Raw genomic sequence first — 17,803 nt, 5'->3', positions numbered from 1 at the left:
GGCTGAGGATCCGCACGTGGATTCGGACACCCGTCAAGGCCGCATCGTCGAGTTCGCCCGTACCAGGGGGCTGGTCGAGGTAGCCGCGCTGGCCGAGGAGCTCGATGTCGCGGCTGAGACGATCCGCCGGGACCTGACGGTTCTCGCCGGTCGCCGAATGCACAAACGCGTCCATGGTGGTGCCGTCCCGGGCAGCACTCCCCTGGACACCGCGGCGATCCGGGCACACGCGGGGGGGAAAGCTGGCGCACTACAAGATTCCGCGTTACGCGCACATTGTTGACGACTTCCCGATGACCGCCACCGGCAAGGTGCGCAAGGTCGAGATACGCGCCGAGATGGTCCGGCTGCTCGACTCGCCGCTTTAGTGCACGCCTTCCATCAGCCGGCTGACGCGGGGTGCGAATACCCACACGACTATGCCGACGACGATGGCGACGGCACCGAGGATGCCGAAGTAGGCGAACTCGCGGTCCGGTCCGTAGTACCCGGACAGCACGCCCGACATCGCCGTGCCCAAGCCCACTGAGAAGAAGTACAGAGCCATCATCTGTGCCCGAAATGCGTTGGGCGCCAGCTGTGTGGTGACCGACAGTCCGATCGGCGACAGCATCAGTTCGGAGATCGCGAAGACGCCCATGATCAGAAAGATGAACAGGGCGGGCACGCTGCGTCCCGTCGTCTCGGCCATCGGCAGGAACAGCAGGAACGCCGCGCCCATCCCGATGACGCCGTAGGCGAATTTGCGCGGGGTGGTGGGCGCTCGCCGGCCCAGTTTGGTCCACATCGCGGCAAACACCGGTGACAGCAGGATGATCCAGACCGGCTCGATGGAGCCGATCCAATTCGACGGTGCCCGCCAGCCGAAGATCGACCAGTTGATTCGCTCATCGGAGTAGACCGCCAGCACGGTGAAGATCTGCTGAAACAGCGACCAGAACACGGCATTGGCGATGAACAGCGGGATGAACGCGCGCACCCGGGTCCGTTCCAGCGGCTCGACACTGGGGCTGCGTAACATCACCGCGAAGTAGCCGACCGACGCGACGACGAGGATGCCGGTGGTCACCTGCGAAAGATTGGCCAACGTGATCAAACCGCAGGCAAAGGCCAGCACGGCGGCGACAAACACCACCACCGCAATACCGGCGCTGCGCCAGAACTCTTTGTGCGACAACGGATGCGCAACCGTACGCCCATGACCGCCGAGGTTGCGCCGGAACACGACGTACTGGGTCAGGCCCAGCGCCATCCCGATCGCCGCGGCGCCGAACCCATAGTGGAAACCCACTTTGGTCTGCAACAGGCCGGTGATCAACGGGCCAACAAACGACCCGAGGTTGATACCGAGATAGAACAGGGTGAACCCGCCGTCACGCCGCGGGTCGCCGTCGTCGTAGAGCGTGCCCAGCAGCGAGGACGCATTGGCTTTCAGCGCACCCGATCCCAGCGCGATGAGCACCAGACCGATCCCGACACCGGACAGTCCGGGCAGCACCGCCAGGGCGATGTGGCCGCACATGACCACCACCCCGCCGTACAAGACAGTCCGCTCCATGCCCAGGGCCCGGTCGGCTACCCACCCCCCGAGGACCGTGGACAGGTAGACCAGGCCGCCGTATGCGCCGACGATCCCCGTCGCGGTGGCCTTGGGCAGCGCCAGAGCACCTTCGGTCAGCGAGTAGTACAGGTAGTACCCGAGGATGGTGAGCATCCCGTAATAGGAGAACCGCTCCCACAGCTCAACACCAAAGAGGTTGGCCAGACCGACCGGATGCCCGAAGAAGGTCTTGTGCGCGGACATGTTCGCGGTTGCAGCGGCATCGGACATGGATGTCACGATGCCACATCGTTACCCGCTGTTCAGCGGTTCAACACCGGCCGAACCCAATTCCCGGGTCGCTGCCGCTCCTGCCCGCCGAACGGTTAGACCCACTGATCCCAGGGCACGCTCCAGTCCCCGTTCTGCCACAGCTGCAGCGGCTTACCCCCCGTGTTGCGCACCTCGACAACGTCGCCCGGCACCGAGAAGTTGTAGAACCAGGTGGCGTTGTCGCGGTTGAGGTTCAGGCAACCATGGCTGGTGTCGGTATTGCCCTGCGCCCACACCGTCGCGTCCAACTCGTGCAGGTAGACGCCATCGGTGCTGATGCGCACCGCGTAGTTGATCGACTCCTTGTAGCCGAGATGGGAGTTGATCGGCAGGCCGTAGGTCGAGGAGTCCATGATCACCGGATTGCTCTTGTCCAGAACGGTGTACACACCTGGCTGGGTCCAGAAGCTCAGGGTTGTGTTGCCGACCTTCTCGGTGCCGCCGCGGCCCATCGATGTGGGCATGGTGCGCACCAGTTTTCCGCCGTCGAACACCGTCACCTGCTTGGTGGCGTCGTCGGCGATGGATACGTGCGAGGCCCCGATGGTAAACGTCAAGGGTGGGCCTGGCCCCGGGGTCACAGTGACAACGGTGCCCGGTGCGTAGTACTGCGGCGGACGCCAGTGCGCGGTGCGGTTGTCGACCCAGTGCCAGGCGCCCTCCACGGGCGGCGAGGTATCGACCTGCAGGGCCTGATTGGCCAGACCTTTGTCGTCCACCGGACCGTCGAAATGGGCGACGATGACCGTGCCGATGCCGTACGGCGCACCATCGTGCAGCGGGGCGCCGGAGGTAGTCGTGAACCGAACGTTGGGCAGAACCTCGTCAGCATGCGCGGCGGCCGGCACCGGAGCCTGCAGCGCGATCAGCGCAACCACCATCGACAACAGAATCCATGCCCAGCGACTGACAACGCGCATTCACCACTCCACGATCGATTGACCAATCGTTCGATCGTAGATGGCGAACCTGCCCTACCCCGGCGTTGCGGATGTCGGCGTCGTGGTGATCTGCGGCGTCGCAACCGATGCCGACACCGGTGACAGTCCCCGGGTAGGACAGCACGGTGCCGTATCCAGCGCCCACGATTGCCGCGCCCAACGTCAGGCGGGAATTCGAGCGTGCGGTCATCTTTCACATCCCCAGTCGGATTGAATTCATCTCGCACCGGGATAACCGAATCGAACAATCAAAAACGTAGCCGCGTTATCGACGCTGCCGCAATACTTCTGCGGCCGATCGAACGGTGGCGGTGAGGGTGGCCATGAGCGAGCTGTCGAGCTTCCAGCACTGCCAGAACAGGGGAACGTCCAGGTGCACGTCGCTGACCTGGACGAAAGAGCCGTCGGACAGAGCCGGCGCGGCCAGCTGTTCGGGATACATCCCCCAGCCCAATCCCGCTCGCACCGCGGCACCGAAGCCCTCCGCCGTCGGCACGTAATGAACAGGCCGGTCGATCGATCGACGAAATACGTTGCGCACCAGCATGTCCTGAAGGGCATCGGCGCGATTCCACGCCAGTGACGGGGCCTGCGCTACCGCATCAGCGGTGAAACCGTTGGGTAGATGGCGTTTCACATAGCCGCTGCTGGCCACCGGCAGATACCGCATCACTCCCAGCGGATGCACCCGACAGCCCGGCACCGGCGTGCGCTCGGTAGTGACCGCGCCCATCACCACGCCCTCACGCAACAGCTGAGCAGAGTGGTCCTGATCCTCGATACGGATGTCGAACACCACATCGGGCAACTCCAAGAACACTCCGACAAACCACGCGCCCATCGAATCCGCGTTGACCGCCAGTGCAATCCGCGGTCTCGGCGCCGAATCACCACCGGCCATCTCGGCGATGGCCTCCGCCTCCAGCATTGCGGTTTGAGCAGCCAGCCGAAGCAGCGGCTTCCCGGCTGCGGTTGGCAGGCAAGGCTTTCCGCGAACCAGCAGCACCTGGCCCACGTGCTTCTCCAGAGCCTTGACACGTTGGCTCACCGCCGACGCCGTGACATGCAATCGGTCGGCGGCGGCCTCGAAGCTGCCGAGCTCGACTATCGCGGCGAACGCCGCGAGCTGGCCCGCGTCCAGGCGGGCCTCACCGGAGCCGCTCAGCAGCAGGGGTCCGGCGCCGCTACGAGCATTCTCATGGTCCGCAGTTCCCCTCTTCCGACTGACTCAACGGCATTATTGCCGTTGGAGTCCCTTGCCGCGGGTAATCGACCGAGCGTGGCGCTACGTCAGCGAGTATCGGATCGGCAGGTGTTTGATGCCGCCGACGAAAGTGGTGGCCGACAACTCTGGCTCGCCGGCGAGCTCAATGGAGTTGATGCGGGGAATGAGTTCGGAGAAGAAGCTGTGCATTTCCATTCGGGCCAATGCTGCGCCCAGGCAGAAGTGCACGCCGTAGCCGAAGGATAGGTGCTTGTTGGGGTCGCGGCCGACGTCGAAGCGCATCGGGTCGGAGAAGACTTCTTCGTCGCGATTGGCCGAGACATAGGACAGCAGAACCGACTCACCCTTGGCGATCGGGACGCCGCGGACTTCGGTGTCGGCGTGGGCGGTGCGCATGAACTCCTTGACCGGTGTCGTGCAGCGGATCATCTCTTCGACCGCCGTGCCCATCAAACCGGGGTCATTCTTCAGCCGCTGTAGTTCACCGGGGTGACGCACCAATTCGAGCAGACCGCCCGCGATTCCGGCGCTCGTGGTGTCGTGGCCGGCGCTGGCGACGATCACGTAGTAGGACGCGGTGTCCATATCGGACAGCGGCTGGCCGTCGATGGTGGCGTTGGCGATCGCCGACGTCAGGTCCTCGGTCGGGCGCTCGCGGCGCGAGGCCGTCAATGCGGAGAAGTAGGCGAAGAAATCCAACAGCACCGCGATCATCGCATCGCTGGATTCGCCGCGCTGCAGCTCGGTGTCGTCGCCACCGAACAGTTCCTGGGTGAGCTTGAGCATGCGGGGGAAGTCGGACTCAGGCAGACCCAGCAGGGACAGGATCACATACAGCGGATAGTTGACCGCGATCTCTTGGGAAAAGTCCAGTTCGGGCCCGCGTTGTACCATCTGGTCGACGTACACCTTGGCGAGCTCGTCACACCGAGACTTTAAGGCGCGCATGGCTTTCGGACGAAACCAATCCGCTCCGATCTTACGCATGTCGCGGTGGTGCGGATCGTCCATGTGGATCAGCGTGCTCAAGCCGATCCCGGCTTCCCGATCCGCACGCAACTTCTCGTCGAGATCGGCCACCACGAGTATCGGCCTTGGATCGTTGGTGAACAGATCATTCTGCCGTTCGATGTCCATGACATCGGCGTGCCTGGTGATCGCCCAGAACGGCCGATAACCCTCGACGTCGACCCAGGACACCGGGGCGTGCGCGCGCAAATGGGCGAGCGCCGTATGCAACTGCGCTTCATCGGCATACGACTGCGGGGCGGCCAGAACGCGTCCCGCGTCATCCATGATCCGTGCGGTCATCGGTCACTCCTCGAGATCTGGAACGAGTTCGTTCTAGATTATGGTGTACATCACACATGGGTCAAGATGTCGTCATGACTGTCCAGGGACGCACCTACGGCGGGCTGAGCTCTCAACAACGCTCCCAAGAGCGTCGCGGACGCCTGCTCGACGCCGCGCGCGAACTGATCGCCGAGTTCGGTGTGGCACCACTCACCGTCGATCTGGTGTGCCAGCGGGCGAAGCTGAGCAAGCGGTACTTCTACATCGAGTTCGCCACCAAGGACGATCTGCTCGACGCCTGCGCCGACGAGCTGTACTCCCGCCTCAAGGAGGCGATGGAAGCGGTGCTGTCGACGGCGCCCCTGCCGCAGCGGGCCCATGGCGTGCTGCGGACGGTGGTCCGCACGCTGGTCGCCAGTGCGGCCGACGCGCGCCTTTACATGGAGTCGCCCGGGTTCCCGCGGCTGCGCCAGGTCCAACAACGCGAAATCAGTGAGTTCACCGAGCGCATCGCCGCCGAAGCAATGCCGTTCGACGGGCGACCGAAGCCGGCGGTGGACCGCCTGCTCGCGACCAGAGCAATGGTCACCGCAGCCACCGAGCTCATCAGCGCATGGCTGCACGGTGATATCGAGACCGACGAACAGACCCTCGTCGCCACCCTCACCGCCATCACACTCGGCGCGGCCGGTGCGGTCTGATGAGCTTCTCGCCCGCGTCCGTCGTCGAGACGCTCCCGTTGAGTCCGCGGCTGCGCCGGATAAGCCTGCACATCGATGACCCCGAGACACTGGCCATCCCGGCGGGCGACGACTGCGCCGTCGGCGTCTTTTTCGACCCCACAACACCCGATGCGGGCCGCACCTACTCCGTGCGCCGTCACACCGGTGACCGGATCGATCTCGACATCGTGCTGCACACCGGCGGCCGGGGCAGCGCCTGGGCGCAGACCGCGACCGCCGGGGATCGAGTCGGGCTCGACCACGCTCGGGCCTGGTACCGGCGGCCGTCCGGGATCACACGGCAGCTGCTCGTCACCGATCTCGCCGGACTGCCGGCCACCGCCCGCATCGTCGAGGAAACACCACCAGCCGTCGCGACCACCGTCATCATCGAGGCTGCCGACCACCACGACCTGGACTACCTCCCCGCTGGTCCCGGCGTCACCGTCGTCCCCAGCCTCGGCACCGGCAACGGGGCCACGCCGAGCCGGCTCCCAGACCTCCTTCGAGAGGCCGACCTGCCAGAACCCGGGTATTGCTGGTTCGCCGGTGAAGCCGCCGCATCGCGTGCGGTCCGCAAATACGTGCGCGGCCGGGGCTGGACCATCGACCAGTACGACATCAACGGATACTGGCGATTCGACTCCACGGCGTGGGACACCAGATTCGCGGTCGTCGGCGACGAGGCCGTCGCCGTCTACCAGCGGGCGATCGCCGCGGGCAAGGGCGAGAAGGTGGCGCTCGAGGAGTTCGACGACGCCCTGGAACAGGTCGGGTTGTAGCGCACTGTTGTTGGTGAAAGTTTCGGGTTGTTGGTGAAAGTTTCGGCGTTTTTTAAACGACTTCGCCCTGTTCCCGAATGATCACGTCCGATTCTTTGGGCCTGCCCCCGCGACCGACGGCGCCAGCTTCATCTGGGTCGCCGCGCTGAGCCGCGAACGGGTGGGCGTCTACGACGGGCAATTCAGGCACCGCCACGTGTCCTTCGACCGCGCGCTGCACACCACCGGTGACCCCGACGGATACGCCGTGGTCATTGAGCTCAGCTGCCACCTCGTCGCGACTGTTTTGTGATCTTTATCACGTACATTCCAAATAATGAGCCATATCACATCCGGGGGTGTTCGATGAGCGGCATGGAACCTTCGAGAAGGGCCCTCCCGTCCAGTGCGATCAATCCGCACCGCGGCGTCATGGGTCTCCTCATGATCGTCGTCTTCATCGCTGGCATCGCCGGTGTTGTGGTGGCGCTCTCAATGGGTCACGCCGCGGCCGTGCTGAGCATCGTGCTCATCGCGTTCGGGCTGATCGCCGCCGCCGCCATCTGCTGACGCCGGCCACGTACGTCCAGTACCGGCATTAGTGTCGCTTAACTGGATGAAGATTCTTTAGCTGTACTGCTCAGTCGCTGGTGCCTACCGTCATCCCCATGACCTCGCCCCTGCTCGTCGGATTTCTGGCGTCCTTCGCCCTGATTGCTGCGATCGGGGCGCAGAACGCGTTCGTGCTGCGCCAGGGCATCCGACGCGAGCACGTTCTCGTCGTGGTCAGCGTGTGCGCGGTCTCCGACCTGTTGCTGATCACCGCCGGCATCGCCGGAATCGGAGCGGTCATCACCGCCCACCCCCAGATGGTCACCGTCGCCAAGATCGGCGGCGCAGGATTTCTGTTCATCTACGGGGCGCTGGCGGCCCGCCGGGCCATGAAACCGTCGACCCTGGCACCGGCTCAGAACGGCTCGGCCCGCCTGATATCGGTTGTGCTGACCTGCCTGACGATGACGTTTCTCAACCCCCACGTCTACCTAGACACCGTTGTGTTGCTCGGCACTCTGGCCAACCAGCACGCCGACAGCCGATGGTTGTTCGGCATCGGCGCGGTGACCGCGAGCGTGGTCTGGTTCTTCAGCCTTGGGTTCGGCGCGCGCTGCCTTTCCGGCCTGTTCGCCGCCCCGATGACATGGCGGATCCTCGACGGGCTGATTGCGGTCACCATGATCGGGCTCGGCATCTCACTGGTGGTGAGCTAATCTCGCGCCGTGAGGGCGCAGTGGACGAGGCGTGGATTCCTGGGGGCGGCCGGTGCGGCGGGGGCGCTACTCGCCGCGGCCTGCGCATCGGACGGATCCAACGATGATGCCAATCCCAAGACGGTGACCATCAAGCACCTGTTCGGCGAAACCACCGTCCCGGCACCGCCTAAGCGCGTCGTCAGCGCCGGGTTCACCGAGCAGGACGATCTCCTCTCGGTCGGCGTCGTGCCCATCGCCGTGACCAACTGGTTCGGTGACCAACCGTTCGGGGTGTGGCCGTGGGCGCTGCCCAAACTCGGATCCGCACAACCCGTTGTGCTCAACCTGGACAACGGTATTCACGTGGATCAGATCTCGACGCTCAAGCCCGATCTCATCGTCGCCGTCAACGCCGGCCTGGACGCCGACACCTACAAGAAGCTGACGGCGATCGCGCCGACGATCGCTCAGTCCGGCGACGCCTTCTTCGAGCCGTGGAAGGACCAGGCCACCGCGGTGGGAACCGCTGTGTTCCAAGGCGAGCAGATGAAACAGCTGATCGCAGGCATCGACGGCAAGTTCGCCGACATCGCGAAGAACAACACCGCGTTCAAGGACAAGAAGGCGCTGCTGGTGGGCGGCAGTTTCTTCGGGGGCACCCTGACCGCGACGCTGCCCGGCTGGCGCACCGATTTCTTGACCGCCATGGGCTTTCAGGTTCCTGACAGCATCACGGCATTCGCCGCCGACGCCCAGCAGGCCGCGATTCCCCGCGACAAACTCGCCGAGGCGCTCGATTCCGCCGACGTGCTGATCTGGTCCACCGAGAGCGACGCCGATCAGGCCGCGCTGCTGGCCGATCCGGCGGTGGCAGCACTGACGGCCACCAAAACCAACCGAAACGTTTTCACCGGCAAGGATCTCGCCGGGGCGATCGCGTTCGCGTCGCCGCTGTCCTACCCGGTGGTGGCCGATCAACTGCCACCGCTGCTCTCGCGCGCGCTGAGCTGACCGGCCGTGCTTGGATAGCACGTGTGACAAGCAGCCCTGACACCGCGCGCGCAGACGCACCGACACCTGGATTCGCACAAGTCGGCTCGCTCTACTATCCGGGTCTCGTAGCCGTATTCACCGCTCTGGTGATCATCTCGAACGTCACCGCCACCAAGGGCGTCGCGTTCGGACCCATCATCGGAAACTGGTCGATCATCACCGACGGCGGTTTCATCGTCTTCCCGCTCACCTATGTGATCGGTGATGTGCTCTCCGAGGTGTACGGGTTCAAGGCCGCGCGGCGGGCGATCATCCTCGGCTTCGCGATGAACATTCTGGCGGCACTCGCCTTCTGGGTGACGATCTACCTTCCCGCGGCCGACTTCTACCCCAACCAAGAACATTTCGAGAACATCGTCCACGCCTACACCCAGCTGATCGTGGCCGGTCTTGCCGGCTTCATCGTCGGGCAGACCATCAACGCCTGGACCGTCGTCAAGATCAAGGCGCGCACCAAGGAGAAGCACCTGTGGGCCCGGCTGGTCGGCTCGACCTTCGCCGGCCAACTCGGTGACACACTGGTGTTCTGCAGCATCGCCGCCGGGGCGATCGGGATCACCACCTTCGGTGACTTTGTCACCTACACGGCGCTGGGATGGGTCTACAAGACCGCCGTCGAAATCACTCTGCTGCCCATCACCTATCGGGTGATCGCACACATCAAACGCCGCGAGCCGACGTACACCGCGTTGGTCTGACGCTCTCGTCGGTGAATCTGATGGCGCCCAACACAATCCGTGACTGCGGTGACCAGGCGCTGCTCCTCGAATGCGAATCGACCGCGCAGGTGCTCGCGCTTGCCGCGGCCCTACGGCAGGCAAAGCTTCCCGGGGTGCTCGACATCGTGCCTGCCGCTCGCACGGTCCTGATCGGACTCTCCGATCCGCACCACCAGGGCCCCACCCGCCAGCGACTGAAACGCCTGCGCGTGGACGCCGCCGCAAGCGCGGATCACCGGGAGATCGCCGCCGACGTGGTGATCGAGGTGGTCTATGACGGCGCTGATCTCGCCGACGTCGCCACGCACACCGGCATGACGGTCGCCGCGGTGATCGAGGCCCACACCGCCAGGGCGTGGCAGGTCGGATTCGGTGGATTCGCCCCGGGTTTCGCCTACTTGGTCGGTGGCGATCCCCGGCTGGCAGTGCCCCGGCGCAGCGATCCGCGGACCGCCGTCCCAGCCGGATCAGTCGGGCTGGCCGGCGAATTCAGTGGTGTCTACCCGCGCCAGTCTCCCGGTGGTTGGCAGCTGATCGGGCACACCGATGCGGTGCTGTGGGATATCGGCCGGCCGAAGCCCGCACTGCTCGAGCCCGGTATGTGGGTGCAGTTCCGGGCGATCGGCGGCAGGCCGCAATGATCGCGCTGGAAGTGATGCGGACCGGGCCGTTGGCTCTGCTCGAAGATCTCGGCCGACCGGGCCTGGCGCACGTGGGCGTGACACGGTCCGGGGCAGCCGACCGCCGATCTCACCGGTTGGCCAACCGCCTGGTGGCCAATCCCGACGACCGCGCCACCGTCGAGATCACCCTGGGAGGGTTCGCCGCGCGGGTGCAGGGCGGCGATGTGGACATCGCGGTGACGGGGGCTGACACTGATCCCGCCGTCAGCGGAATTCCCTTCGGCACGAACAGCATTCACCGCGTCCGTACCGGCGACGTGATATCGCTCGGCGCACCGCACGCTGGCCTGCGCAGCTATCTCGCGGTACGCGGGGGCATCGCCGTGGACCCCGTCCTGGGTTCGCGGAGCTACGACATGCTGTCGGCGATCGGCCCCCGCCCACTGCGTGCCGGTGACGTGTTGCCGATAGGCGCGCACACCGGTGACTATCCCGAGCTCGACCAGGCCCCGGTGGCCGCGATCACCAATGACCTGCTCGAGCTGCGCGTGGTGCCAGGACCCCGCGACGACTGGTTCACCGACCCCGACGCTCTGGTCCACACCGCTTGGGTGTCCACCGACCGCACCGATCGGGTCGGCATGCGGCTTGCCGGGCGGCCACTTGCCTACCGCTGGCCCAACCGGCAGTTGCCCAGCGAGGGCGCCACCCGCGGCGCGATCCAAGTGCCGCCCAACGGCCAGCCGGTCATTCTGGGCCCCGACCACCCGGTCACCGGTGGCTATCCCGTCATCGGTGTCGTCACCGATGCCGACAACGACAAGGTCGCGCAGATCCGACCGGGACAGACCATCCGGCTGCACTGGACCAGGCCTCGTATCGCAGCGGGGAAACCCGCGGGCTGGTAGAGCTGAGGGTGTGCGCGCGCAGCTCCACACCGCCCGGCTGGTTCACACCAGCGACCTGGATGCCGAAACCCGTCAGAACGCCGGGCAGATGGTCACCGCGGCCTTCGCCGCGGGGACGGAATTCACCGACTCCGACTGGGAACATGCCCTGGGCGGGATGCACGCCGTCATCGTCCATCGCGGCGAGCTGGTCGCGCACGCCGCCGTCGTCCAACGGCGATTGCTCTATAACGGCTCGGCCCTACGCTGCGGCTATGTCGAGGCGGTCGCGGTGCACCAAGACTGGCGCGGACAGGGCTTGGCGCACGCGGTGATGGACGCGATCGAGCAGGTGATCCGCGGGGCTTACCAGATCGGAGCACTGAGCTCGAGCGCCATGGGCGAGAAGATCTACCGCCCGCGCGGCTGGCTGCAGTGGCAGGGGCCGACGTCGGTGCTGGCCCCCGGCGGCCCGACCCGCACGCACGAGGACGACGGCTCGATTTTCGTCTTCCCGATCGACGTCGACATCGACACCAATGGCGAGCTGACCTGCGACTGGCGCGACGGAGATGTCTGGTAGCCGTCGACCGTCTGCGTCGTCAATAGATAGCTGACGGAATATAACGGCCCTCCGTCGTTGTTGGGGCTGGGCCTCGCCGATCTCGACAACCCCTGCGGGGACTACCTGCACCGCAACAAGTCTCGGTCATTCTGGGCTCCGTTTTCCGCTCTACCAACAACCTGGGAAGTCGCTGTGGATGGAATAGGAGTGGGCTCTGATTGCTGCTACATAGCCCACGTGATATAGATACCGAGTGGCAAATCAGCTGACCGATCACGACGTCAGCGAGTGCGTCGGAGATGCCTTCGACCAGGCAATGGACCTGACGATCCGGTTCCTCAGCGACCGCGCCGACTTGAGTGCGTCCGCAGCGTTCACAATGAACCGGGTGTGCCGGGAAGGACCGGTTCGGCTGACCACCCTGGCCGCCAAAGAAGGCGTCAGCCAGCCGTCGATGACCCAGTTGGTCCAGCGCCTTGAGCGCGCGGGCCTGGTGACCCGGCTCGCCGACCCCGACGACGGCCGAGCCTGTCTGGTCGCCATCACCGCGCGGGGACAGGCATTGCTCGACGAGCGCAAGCGGATGCGCCGGGAACGACTGGCGGCGTTGATCACAACACTGACCGACGAAGAGCAGGCGGCATTGTGGCTCTCGGCGCGCGTCGCGTTCCCACTGATCTGCCGGCTCGCTGCCAATGCTGACTGCGCCACGGAGACCGCCGCACCGCGGTCGGTCCTCTGACGGAAGGTGTTCGGGTGAAAGCTATTCCGGTGGGCAGGATGCTGAAACGCATCTGGATTCCGTTGGTCCTGATCGTCGTGCTGGCGGTCTCCGGCCTCGTTGTGTCGCGCCTGCACAAGATGTTCGCGTCACAGGACCTGAACGCCGGCGCCGGTGCCGGCATCGAGATCGTCCAGTTCAATCCCAAGGTCATGGTCTACGACGTCTACGGCGCACCGGGAACCACCGCCCAGATCAGCTACTTCGACCCCGAAGCCAAGGTGCACACGGTCAACGTGCCACTGCCCTGGACGATCACCTTGTCGACAACATTGCCTGCCGTCAGCGCCAGCCTCATGGCGCGCACGGACGGCGATGAGATTGGATGCCGCGTCACCGTGAACGGAACCGTCCGCGAGGAGCAATCGGCCAATGGCGTCAACGCCCAGACCTACTGCCTGGTGAAGTCCGCATGACCCCTACCGTCACCGCACCCGAATCCGCCAGCAGGCCAAAGCGGCCCGCCGTGCCTCACCTGATCCGGATCCTTGCCTGGCCGATCGTACTGTTCTGGATCGGGATCGCGGTTCTGGTGAACGTTGTCGCGCCTCAGCTCGAGGTCGTCGGCGAGTTGCACTCGGCGCCGATGGCGCCCGAGGACGCGCCGTCGATGAAGGCAATGAAGTTGATGGGCGCGAACTTCAAGGAGTTCAACTCCAACAGCACGATTATGGTCGTGGTGGAGGGCCAGAAGCCGCTAGGCCCGGAGGCCCACCAGTACTACGACGAGATCATTCGCAAGCTCGAGCAGGACCCCGAGCACATCCAGCACATCCAGGACTTCTGGGGTGACACGCTGACCGCCGCGGGCGCCCAAAGCGCCGATGGCAAAGCGTCTTACGTGATGCTGAACCTGGCCGGCGAACAGGGCCAGACCCTGGCCAACGAAGGTGTGGATGCCGTTCGCAAGGTCATCAAGGACACCCCGGCCCCGCCCGGTGTACAAGCGTACGTCGCCGGCCCCGCCGCCCTCACCGACGACCTGCACGTGATCGGAAATGCCAGCCTCGCGATGATCACGTTGATCACCCTCGCGGCAATCGCAGGCATGCTGCTGGTGGTCTACCGATCGATCCGCACCACGCTGATCCAGTTGTTTCTGACGTTCCTGGGGCTGCTGACCGCGCGTGGTGTGGTGTCAATCCTGGCCGTGCACGGCGCTTTTGGGCTCACCACGTTCGCCGGCAACATCCTGACGATGCTGGCGATCGCCGCCGCCACGGACTACGGCATCTTCATCTTCGGCAGGTATCGCGAAGACCGCGGTATGGGGCTGGACCGAGACGAGTCGTACTATGCAACCTTCAAGTCAGTCGCGCCTGTGATCGTGGGCTCCGGGCTGACGATCGCGGGCGCCACCTACTGCCTCAGCTTCGCGCGTCTGCCCTACTTCACCACCATGGGTGCGCCCGTCGCGATCGGCATGCTGGTGATCGTGGCCATCGCGGTCACGCTCGGCCCGGCCGTGCTCTACCTGGGCAGCCGGGTGGGACTGTACGAGTCCAAGCGGCCTCCGCAGAGCAGGTTCTGGCGGCGGGTCGGCACGGCCGTCGTGCGCTGGCCCGCACCGATTTTCGTGGCTAGCCTATTTGTGGTGCTGATCGGGCTGGTCGCCATCCCGGGATACAAGCCGGCCTACAACGACCGGTACTACCTGCCCAAGGACGCCCCGGTGAACCAGGGCTTCGCCGCCGCCGACCGGCACTTCACCCAGGCCCGGATGAACCCGGACATCCTGATGGTGGAAGCCGACCACGACATGCGCAATCCTGCGGACATGCTGGTGCTGAACAAGATTGCCAGCAATGTCATGCACACCGAGGGTATTGCGATGGTGCAGAGCATCACCCGGCCACTGGGTATTCCGATCCAGCACAGCTCGATTCCGTTCCAGACGAGCGTCGCGGGCCAGACCAGCAACATGAACTTGCCGTTCCAGCGGGATCAGCTGGACAACCAGCTCAAAACGGTTGACTCGATGAATGTTTCGATCGACATCCTGGAGAAGCAGTACCAACTGTCTCTCAAGCAGACTCAGCTCACCCAGGATTCGGCGGCCCGCTCAGAAGACCTGCTCGAGACCACCAAGGCGTTGCGCGACAACATCGCGAACTTCGACGATCAGTTCCGCCCGATGCGCAATTACTTCTACTGGGAGCCACACTGCTTCGATATCCCATTGTGCGCCGCGGCGCGGTCGCTGTTCGACTCCCTCGACGGGATCGACGAGGTCACCGACAAAACCGCAGGGGTGCAGGGCAATACCGATCAGCTGGCGGCACTCGCGCCCCAGCTGACCGCCCTGCTGCCCCAGACGATCGCGTCGATGAAGGTCAGCAGGGACCTGGCGCTGGCGTCGTACAACTCGCAGAAGGCACTGCTGGACCAGATGCAGGCGACCAACGACACCGCACTGGCGATGGGGGAAAGCTTCGACCAGGCCAAGAACGACGATCTGTTCTTCCTGCCACCGGAAGCCTTCCAGAACCCCGACTTCGAGCGTGGCCTGAAGATGTTCATGTCGCCGGACGGCAAGTCCACTCGGATGTTCATCACCCACGAGGGTGACCCGGCGACCGTCGACGGTATCGCCCGCGTCGACAACGAACGCAAGGCCGCCCAGGAAGCGCTGAAGATGTCCTCGCTATCGAACGCCAAGATTCATCTCGGTGGCGTCGCGGCGACCTACAAGGACATGTCCGACGGCGCGCGCTACGACCTGTTGATCGCCGTGGTGTCGTCGCTGACGCTGATCTTCACGATCATGCTCATCCTGACCCGAAGTGCGGTCGCGTCGTTGGTGATCGTCGGTACCGCGGCCAGCTCGATCGCCGCGTCCTTCGGCATCTCGGTACTGCTATGGCAGGACCTGTTCGGCATTCAGGTGCAGTGGCTGGTCATGCTGATGTCGGTCATCATCCTGTTGGCGGTCGGCTCGGACTACAACCTGCTGCTGGTCTCCCGGTTCAAGGACGAGATCCACGCCGGATTGAAGACCGGCATCATCCGCTCCATGGCCGGCACCGGTGGTGTGGTGACCTCGGCGGGTCTGGTGTTCGCCGCCACGATGGCGGGCATGATGATCAGCAAGCTGGTCGTGCTGGCGCAGATGGGTTCGACGATCGCCATCGGCCTACTGATCGACACCTTTATCGTCCGGTCACTGCTGATGCCGTCGATCGCGACCATGCTGGGCCGGTGGTTCTGGTGGCCTCAGGTGGTCCATCCGCGAGGCGACAACCACTTCCGCAAGCCCACGCCGCCCAAGCCAGCCAAGGAGGACGAGGACACCGCTGCGCTACCCGCGCAGGCCTAGCGTCGCCGTGCTTGGCGTCTCATCCCGCGCCGAGCGTGCGGTATGTCGTCGATTTTTCGCGAATCCTCGACGAGAACCCGCACGTTCGGCGTTCACTCCACCCGTAGGCCTACAGGCTCGCGGGCTGCCAGAACGGCCCGAAACTGATCCGCGCCACGCCGAGCGGGCCGAAGGATGCCGGACCGTCGGACTCCGGTATCGCGATCGCATTGATCGGCAGTGGGAGCTCAGAGGCCAAGCGCCGCCTCGTGTCTGGTTCATGCCGGCCCACCGGGGACAGCGCACGTCGGTGCCGGCCGCAGCGGCCTCGGACAGCCGCGCGATCGCCCGGTCTACCAGTTCGGCGTGCTGGCGGATGACCGCAGCCGCTTGCCTTCGCCGTGCACGGTGTCACTCAATGTTCAGGCCCACGGCCCCGGCACCATCCCAGACGGTGGGGAGCACCACCGGGTTTCCCGGCTCTCGCGACACCATTCCCGACGTGACCTGTCTCACGTCGCGTTCTCAATGTGGCTAGCATCGGTTGTCGTAATGTGATCCATGACACCTTCAGCCCAGGGAGGTCCCGTTGTCCACCACTACAGAATTGGCCGAACTCCACCATTTGATCGGCGGCTTGCGGCGTTGTGTGACCTCGTTGAAGTCGCGATACGGGGACACCCCGGCAATGCGCCGAATTGTCAACGACGCCGAGCGCATCCTCAATGACGTGGAACTTCTCGATATCGACGCGAATGAGCTTGCCCTAACCCAGCAAACAGTGGTGATCGCCGGAGAGAAGATCGGGATTCCGGATACGCCCTACGACAGCACGTTCTGGCAGGACGTCGATGACGAAGGAGTTGGCGGCCACAACCGCCGCTGACCCTGATTTAGCGGGGTGCCGTGATCTAGGTACCCTCCGATGAGTTAACGCGAAGGGGATCACAGTAGATGAGCGCACCTGCGGGTAACCGTCCTGCGACCGGCGTCTTCTCGCCCGGCCGTGCCCACATTCCGCAACGGACTCTGCGGACGGACAACTGGCTGAAATCGCCCATCCTCACGGATCTGGGTTTTGCCGCCTTCGTCATCTACGCAACGGTGCGCGCGTTCCAGCGGGACTACTTTTTCGTCCCGCAGTACCACTACTTGACGCCGTTCTACTCCCCGTGCCTGAGCAAGGCTTGCGGTGAAGCAAGCGATTTCTGGCCACAGATCCTACCGGCGACCGGGCCGCTGTCGCTGCTGCCGTACGCCTTCCTGTCACTGCCGTTCCTGCTGCTGTTCCGGCTGACCTGCTACTACTACCGCGGTGCCTACTACCGCTCGGTGTGGCAGTCCCCGACCGCCTGTGCGGTTGCCGAGCCGCACGCGAAATACACTGGCGAGACGCGTTTTCCGCTGATCATCCAGAACACCCACCGGTACTTCTTCTACATCGCCGCCATCATCTCGCTGATCAACACCTACGACGCGATCGTCGCCTTTCACTCCGAGACCGGCCCCGGTGGCTTCGGCTTCGGGCTGGGCAACATCATTCTGGTCGGCAACGTGGTGATGTTGTGGGTCTACACGATCTCCTGCCACTCCTGCCGCCACGTCACCGGCGGCCGGCTCAAGCACTTCTCGAAGCACCCGGTGCGGTACTGGATTTGGACCCAGGTCAGCAAGCTGAACACTCGGCACAAGCTGTACGCCTGGATCACGCTCGGCACCCTGATGCTGACCGATTTCTACGTCATGCTGGTGGCCAGTGGCACCATCTCCGACCTGAGATTCGTTGGCTGACGCTGAGATCCAGTGACTGATCAG

Annotated in this window: 17 protein-coding genes and 3 pseudogenes; 15 read left to right on the top strand and 5 right to left on the bottom strand. The window is 64.6% G+C overall.

The features are described from left to right. Window positions 1-16 precede the first annotated feature (16 nt). Window positions 17-226: pseudogene (locus G6N13_RS09480) on the top strand (DeoR family transcriptional regulator); the annotation flags it as partial. A 138-nt stretch (window positions 227-364) separates the two neighbouring features. On the opposite strand, the gene G6N13_RS09475 reads toward G6N13_RS09480, so the two are convergent. From G6N13_RS09475 to G6N13_RS09460, 4 genes and pseudogenes are all read right to left on the bottom strand, one after another. Then, complete coding sequence (locus G6N13_RS09475) at window positions 365-1,831, bottom strand: peptide MFS transporter (protein ID WP_163701936.1); 1,467 nt, start codon at window positions 1,829-1,831, stop codon at window positions 365-367. 95 nt (window positions 1,832-1,926) lie between these two features. Next, window positions 1,927-2,676: pseudogene (locus tag G6N13_RS09470) on the bottom strand (L,D-transpeptidase); the annotation flags it as partial. Between the two features lie 403 nt (window positions 2,677-3,079). After that, the gene (locus tag G6N13_RS09465) at window positions 3,080-3,979 is read right to left on the bottom strand and encodes a LysR family transcriptional regulator ArgP (protein ID WP_163701931.1); all 900 of its coding nucleotides are present in this window, start codon (window positions 3,977-3,979) and stop codon (window positions 3,080-3,082) included. A gap of 120 nt (window positions 3,980-4,099) precedes the next feature. Then, the gene (locus G6N13_RS09460; protein WP_163696496.1) at window positions 4,100-5,350 is read right to left on the bottom strand and encodes a cytochrome P450; all 1,251 of its coding nucleotides are present in this window, start codon (window positions 5,348-5,350) and stop codon (window positions 4,100-4,102) included. 74 nt (window positions 5,351-5,424) lie between these two features. On the opposite strand from G6N13_RS09460, the gene G6N13_RS09455 reads away from it, so the two are divergent. The 12 genes from G6N13_RS09455 to G6N13_RS09400 all read left to right on the top strand — a co-directional run bounded on the left by G6N13_RS09455 (window position 5,425) and on the right by G6N13_RS09400 (window position 16,009). Next, complete coding sequence (locus G6N13_RS09455; protein WP_163696494.1) at window positions 5,425-6,033, top strand: TetR/AcrR family transcriptional regulator; 609 nt, start codon at window positions 5,425-5,427, stop codon at window positions 6,031-6,033. Beyond that, a complete protein-coding gene (locus G6N13_RS09450; RefSeq protein ID WP_163696491.1) occupies window positions 6,033-6,836 on the top strand; it encodes a siderophore-interacting protein in 804 nt (267 codons plus the stop codon). The genes G6N13_RS09455 and G6N13_RS09450 overlap by 1 nt, the downstream gene beginning before the upstream one ends. A 345-nt stretch (window positions 6,837-7,181) precedes the next feature. Next, window positions 7,182-7,385, top strand: coding sequence for a hypothetical protein (locus G6N13_RS09445; protein ID WP_220096774.1), 204 nt, complete (start codon window positions 7,182-7,184; stop codon window positions 7,383-7,385). 98 nt (window positions 7,386-7,483) lie between these two features. Beyond that, window positions 7,484-8,083: a LysE/ArgO family amino acid transporter gene (locus G6N13_RS09440; RefSeq protein WP_163696487.1), complete on the top strand. Its 600-nt coding sequence runs from the start codon at window positions 7,484-7,486 to the stop codon at window positions 8,081-8,083. A gap of 9 nt (window positions 8,084-8,092) precedes the next feature. Continuing rightward, the gene (locus G6N13_RS09435) at window positions 8,093-9,076 is read left to right on the top strand and encodes an ABC transporter substrate-binding protein (RefSeq protein WP_163696485.1); all 984 of its coding nucleotides are present in this window, start codon (window positions 8,093-8,095) and stop codon (window positions 9,074-9,076) included. 23 nt (window positions 9,077-9,099) lie between these two features. After that, window positions 9,100-9,816, top strand: a complete 717-nt coding sequence (locus G6N13_RS09430; RefSeq protein WP_163696484.1) for a queuosine precursor transporter — start codon at window positions 9,100-9,102, stop codon at window positions 9,814-9,816. Further along, window positions 9,714-10,478: a 5-oxoprolinase subunit B family protein gene (locus G6N13_RS09425; RefSeq protein WP_407663886.1), complete on the top strand. Its 765-nt coding sequence runs from the start codon at window positions 9,714-9,716 to the stop codon at window positions 10,476-10,478. Before G6N13_RS09430 ends, G6N13_RS09425 begins: the two co-directional genes overlap by 103 nt. Beyond that, window positions 10,475-11,368, top strand: a complete 894-nt coding sequence (locus G6N13_RS09420) for a 5-oxoprolinase/urea amidolyase family protein (protein ID WP_163696480.1) — start codon at window positions 10,475-10,477, stop codon at window positions 11,366-11,368. Before G6N13_RS09425 ends, G6N13_RS09420 begins: the two co-directional genes overlap by 4 nt. A gap of 10 nt (window positions 11,369-11,378) precedes the next feature. Continuing rightward, window positions 11,379-11,930 (top strand): GNAT family N-acetyltransferase, encoded by a 552-nt coding sequence (locus G6N13_RS09415; protein ID WP_163696478.1) that lies wholly within the window; start codon window positions 11,379-11,381, stop codon window positions 11,928-11,930. A 235-nt stretch (window positions 11,931-12,165) separates the two neighbouring features. Beyond that, on the top strand, window positions 12,166-12,654 hold the full coding sequence (locus G6N13_RS09410; RefSeq protein WP_235677982.1) for a MarR family winged helix-turn-helix transcriptional regulator: 489 nt from the start codon (window positions 12,166-12,168) through the stop codon (window positions 12,652-12,654). Window positions 12,655-12,692: 38 nt separating this feature from the next. After that, window positions 12,693-13,109 carry an MmpS family transport accessory protein gene (locus tag G6N13_RS09405; RefSeq protein WP_163701926.1) on the top strand — a complete coding sequence of 139 codons (417 nt, stop codon included), beginning with the start codon at window positions 12,693-12,695 and terminating at the stop codon, window positions 13,107-13,109. Then, window positions 13,106-16,009 carry an MMPL/RND family transporter gene (locus G6N13_RS09400; RefSeq protein WP_163696476.1) on the top strand — a complete coding sequence of 968 codons (2,904 nt, stop codon included), beginning with the start codon at window positions 13,106-13,108 and terminating at the stop codon, window positions 16,007-16,009. Before G6N13_RS09405 ends, G6N13_RS09400 begins: the two co-directional genes overlap by 4 nt. Window positions 16,010-16,118: 109 nt before the next feature. Here G6N13_RS09400 and G6N13_RS09395 read toward each other — a convergent pair. Next, window positions 16,119-16,429: pseudogene (locus tag G6N13_RS09395) on the bottom strand (isocitrate lyase/phosphoenolpyruvate mutase family protein); the annotation flags it as partial. A 148-nt stretch (window positions 16,430-16,577) separates the two neighbouring features. On the opposite strand from G6N13_RS09395, the gene G6N13_RS09390 reads away from it, so the two are divergent. Then, window positions 16,578-16,874 (top strand): Rv0250c family protein, encoded by a 297-nt coding sequence (locus G6N13_RS09390; RefSeq protein ID WP_163696474.1) that lies wholly within the window; start codon window positions 16,578-16,580, stop codon window positions 16,872-16,874. A 68-nt stretch (window positions 16,875-16,942) separates the two neighbouring features. After that, window positions 16,943-17,779, top strand: a complete 837-nt coding sequence (locus G6N13_RS09385; RefSeq protein ID WP_163696472.1) for a succinate dehydrogenase subunit SdhC — start codon at window positions 16,943-16,945, stop codon at window positions 17,777-17,779. The last annotated feature ends 24 nt before the right edge of the window (window positions 17,780-17,803 follow it).

The organism is Mycolicibacterium sarraceniae, from assembly GCF_010731875.1.
GTDB classification, from domain to species: Bacteria; Actinomycetota; Actinomycetes; order Mycobacteriales; family Mycobacteriaceae; genus Mycobacterium; species Mycobacterium sarraceniae.
This window is presented reverse-complemented; position numbering and strand designations above follow the sequence as displayed.

Coding starts and splice junctions, on each gene's coding strand:
- G6N13_RS09475 (WP_163701936.1), bottom strand. CDS start 1,831: ATGTCCGATGCCGCTGCAACCGCGAACATGTCCGCGCACAAGACCTTC.
- G6N13_RS09460 (WP_163696496.1), bottom strand. CDS start 5,350: ATGACCGCACGGATCATGGATGACGCGGGACGCGTTCTGGCCGCCCCG.
- G6N13_RS09455 (WP_163696494.1), top strand. CDS start 5,425: ATGACTGTCCAGGGACGCACCTACGGCGGGCTGAGCTCTCAACAACGC.
- G6N13_RS09450 (WP_163696491.1), top strand. CDS start 6,033: ATGAGCTTCTCGCCCGCGTCCGTCGTCGAGACGCTCCCGTTGAGTCCG.
- G6N13_RS09445 (WP_220096774.1), top strand. CDS start 7,182: ATGAGCGGCATGGAACCTTCGAGAAGGGCCCTCCCGTCCAGTGCGATC.
- G6N13_RS09440 (WP_163696487.1), top strand. CDS start 7,484: ATGACCTCGCCCCTGCTCGTCGGATTTCTGGCGTCCTTCGCCCTGATT.
- G6N13_RS09425 (WP_407663886.1), top strand. CDS start 9,714: ATGGGTCTACAAGACCGCCGTCGAAATCACTCTGCTGCCCATCACCTA.
- G6N13_RS09420 (WP_163696480.1), top strand. CDS start 10,475: ATGATCGCGCTGGAAGTGATGCGGACCGGGCCGTTGGCTCTGCTCGAA.
- G6N13_RS09405 (WP_163701926.1), top strand. CDS start 12,693: ATGCTGAAACGCATCTGGATTCCGTTGGTCCTGATCGTCGTGCTGGCG.
- G6N13_RS09400 (WP_163696476.1), top strand. CDS start 13,106: ATGACCCCTACCGTCACCGCACCCGAATCCGCCAGCAGGCCAAAGCGG.
- G6N13_RS09385 (WP_163696472.1), top strand. CDS start 16,943: ATGAGCGCACCTGCGGGTAACCGTCCTGCGACCGGCGTCTTCTCGCCC.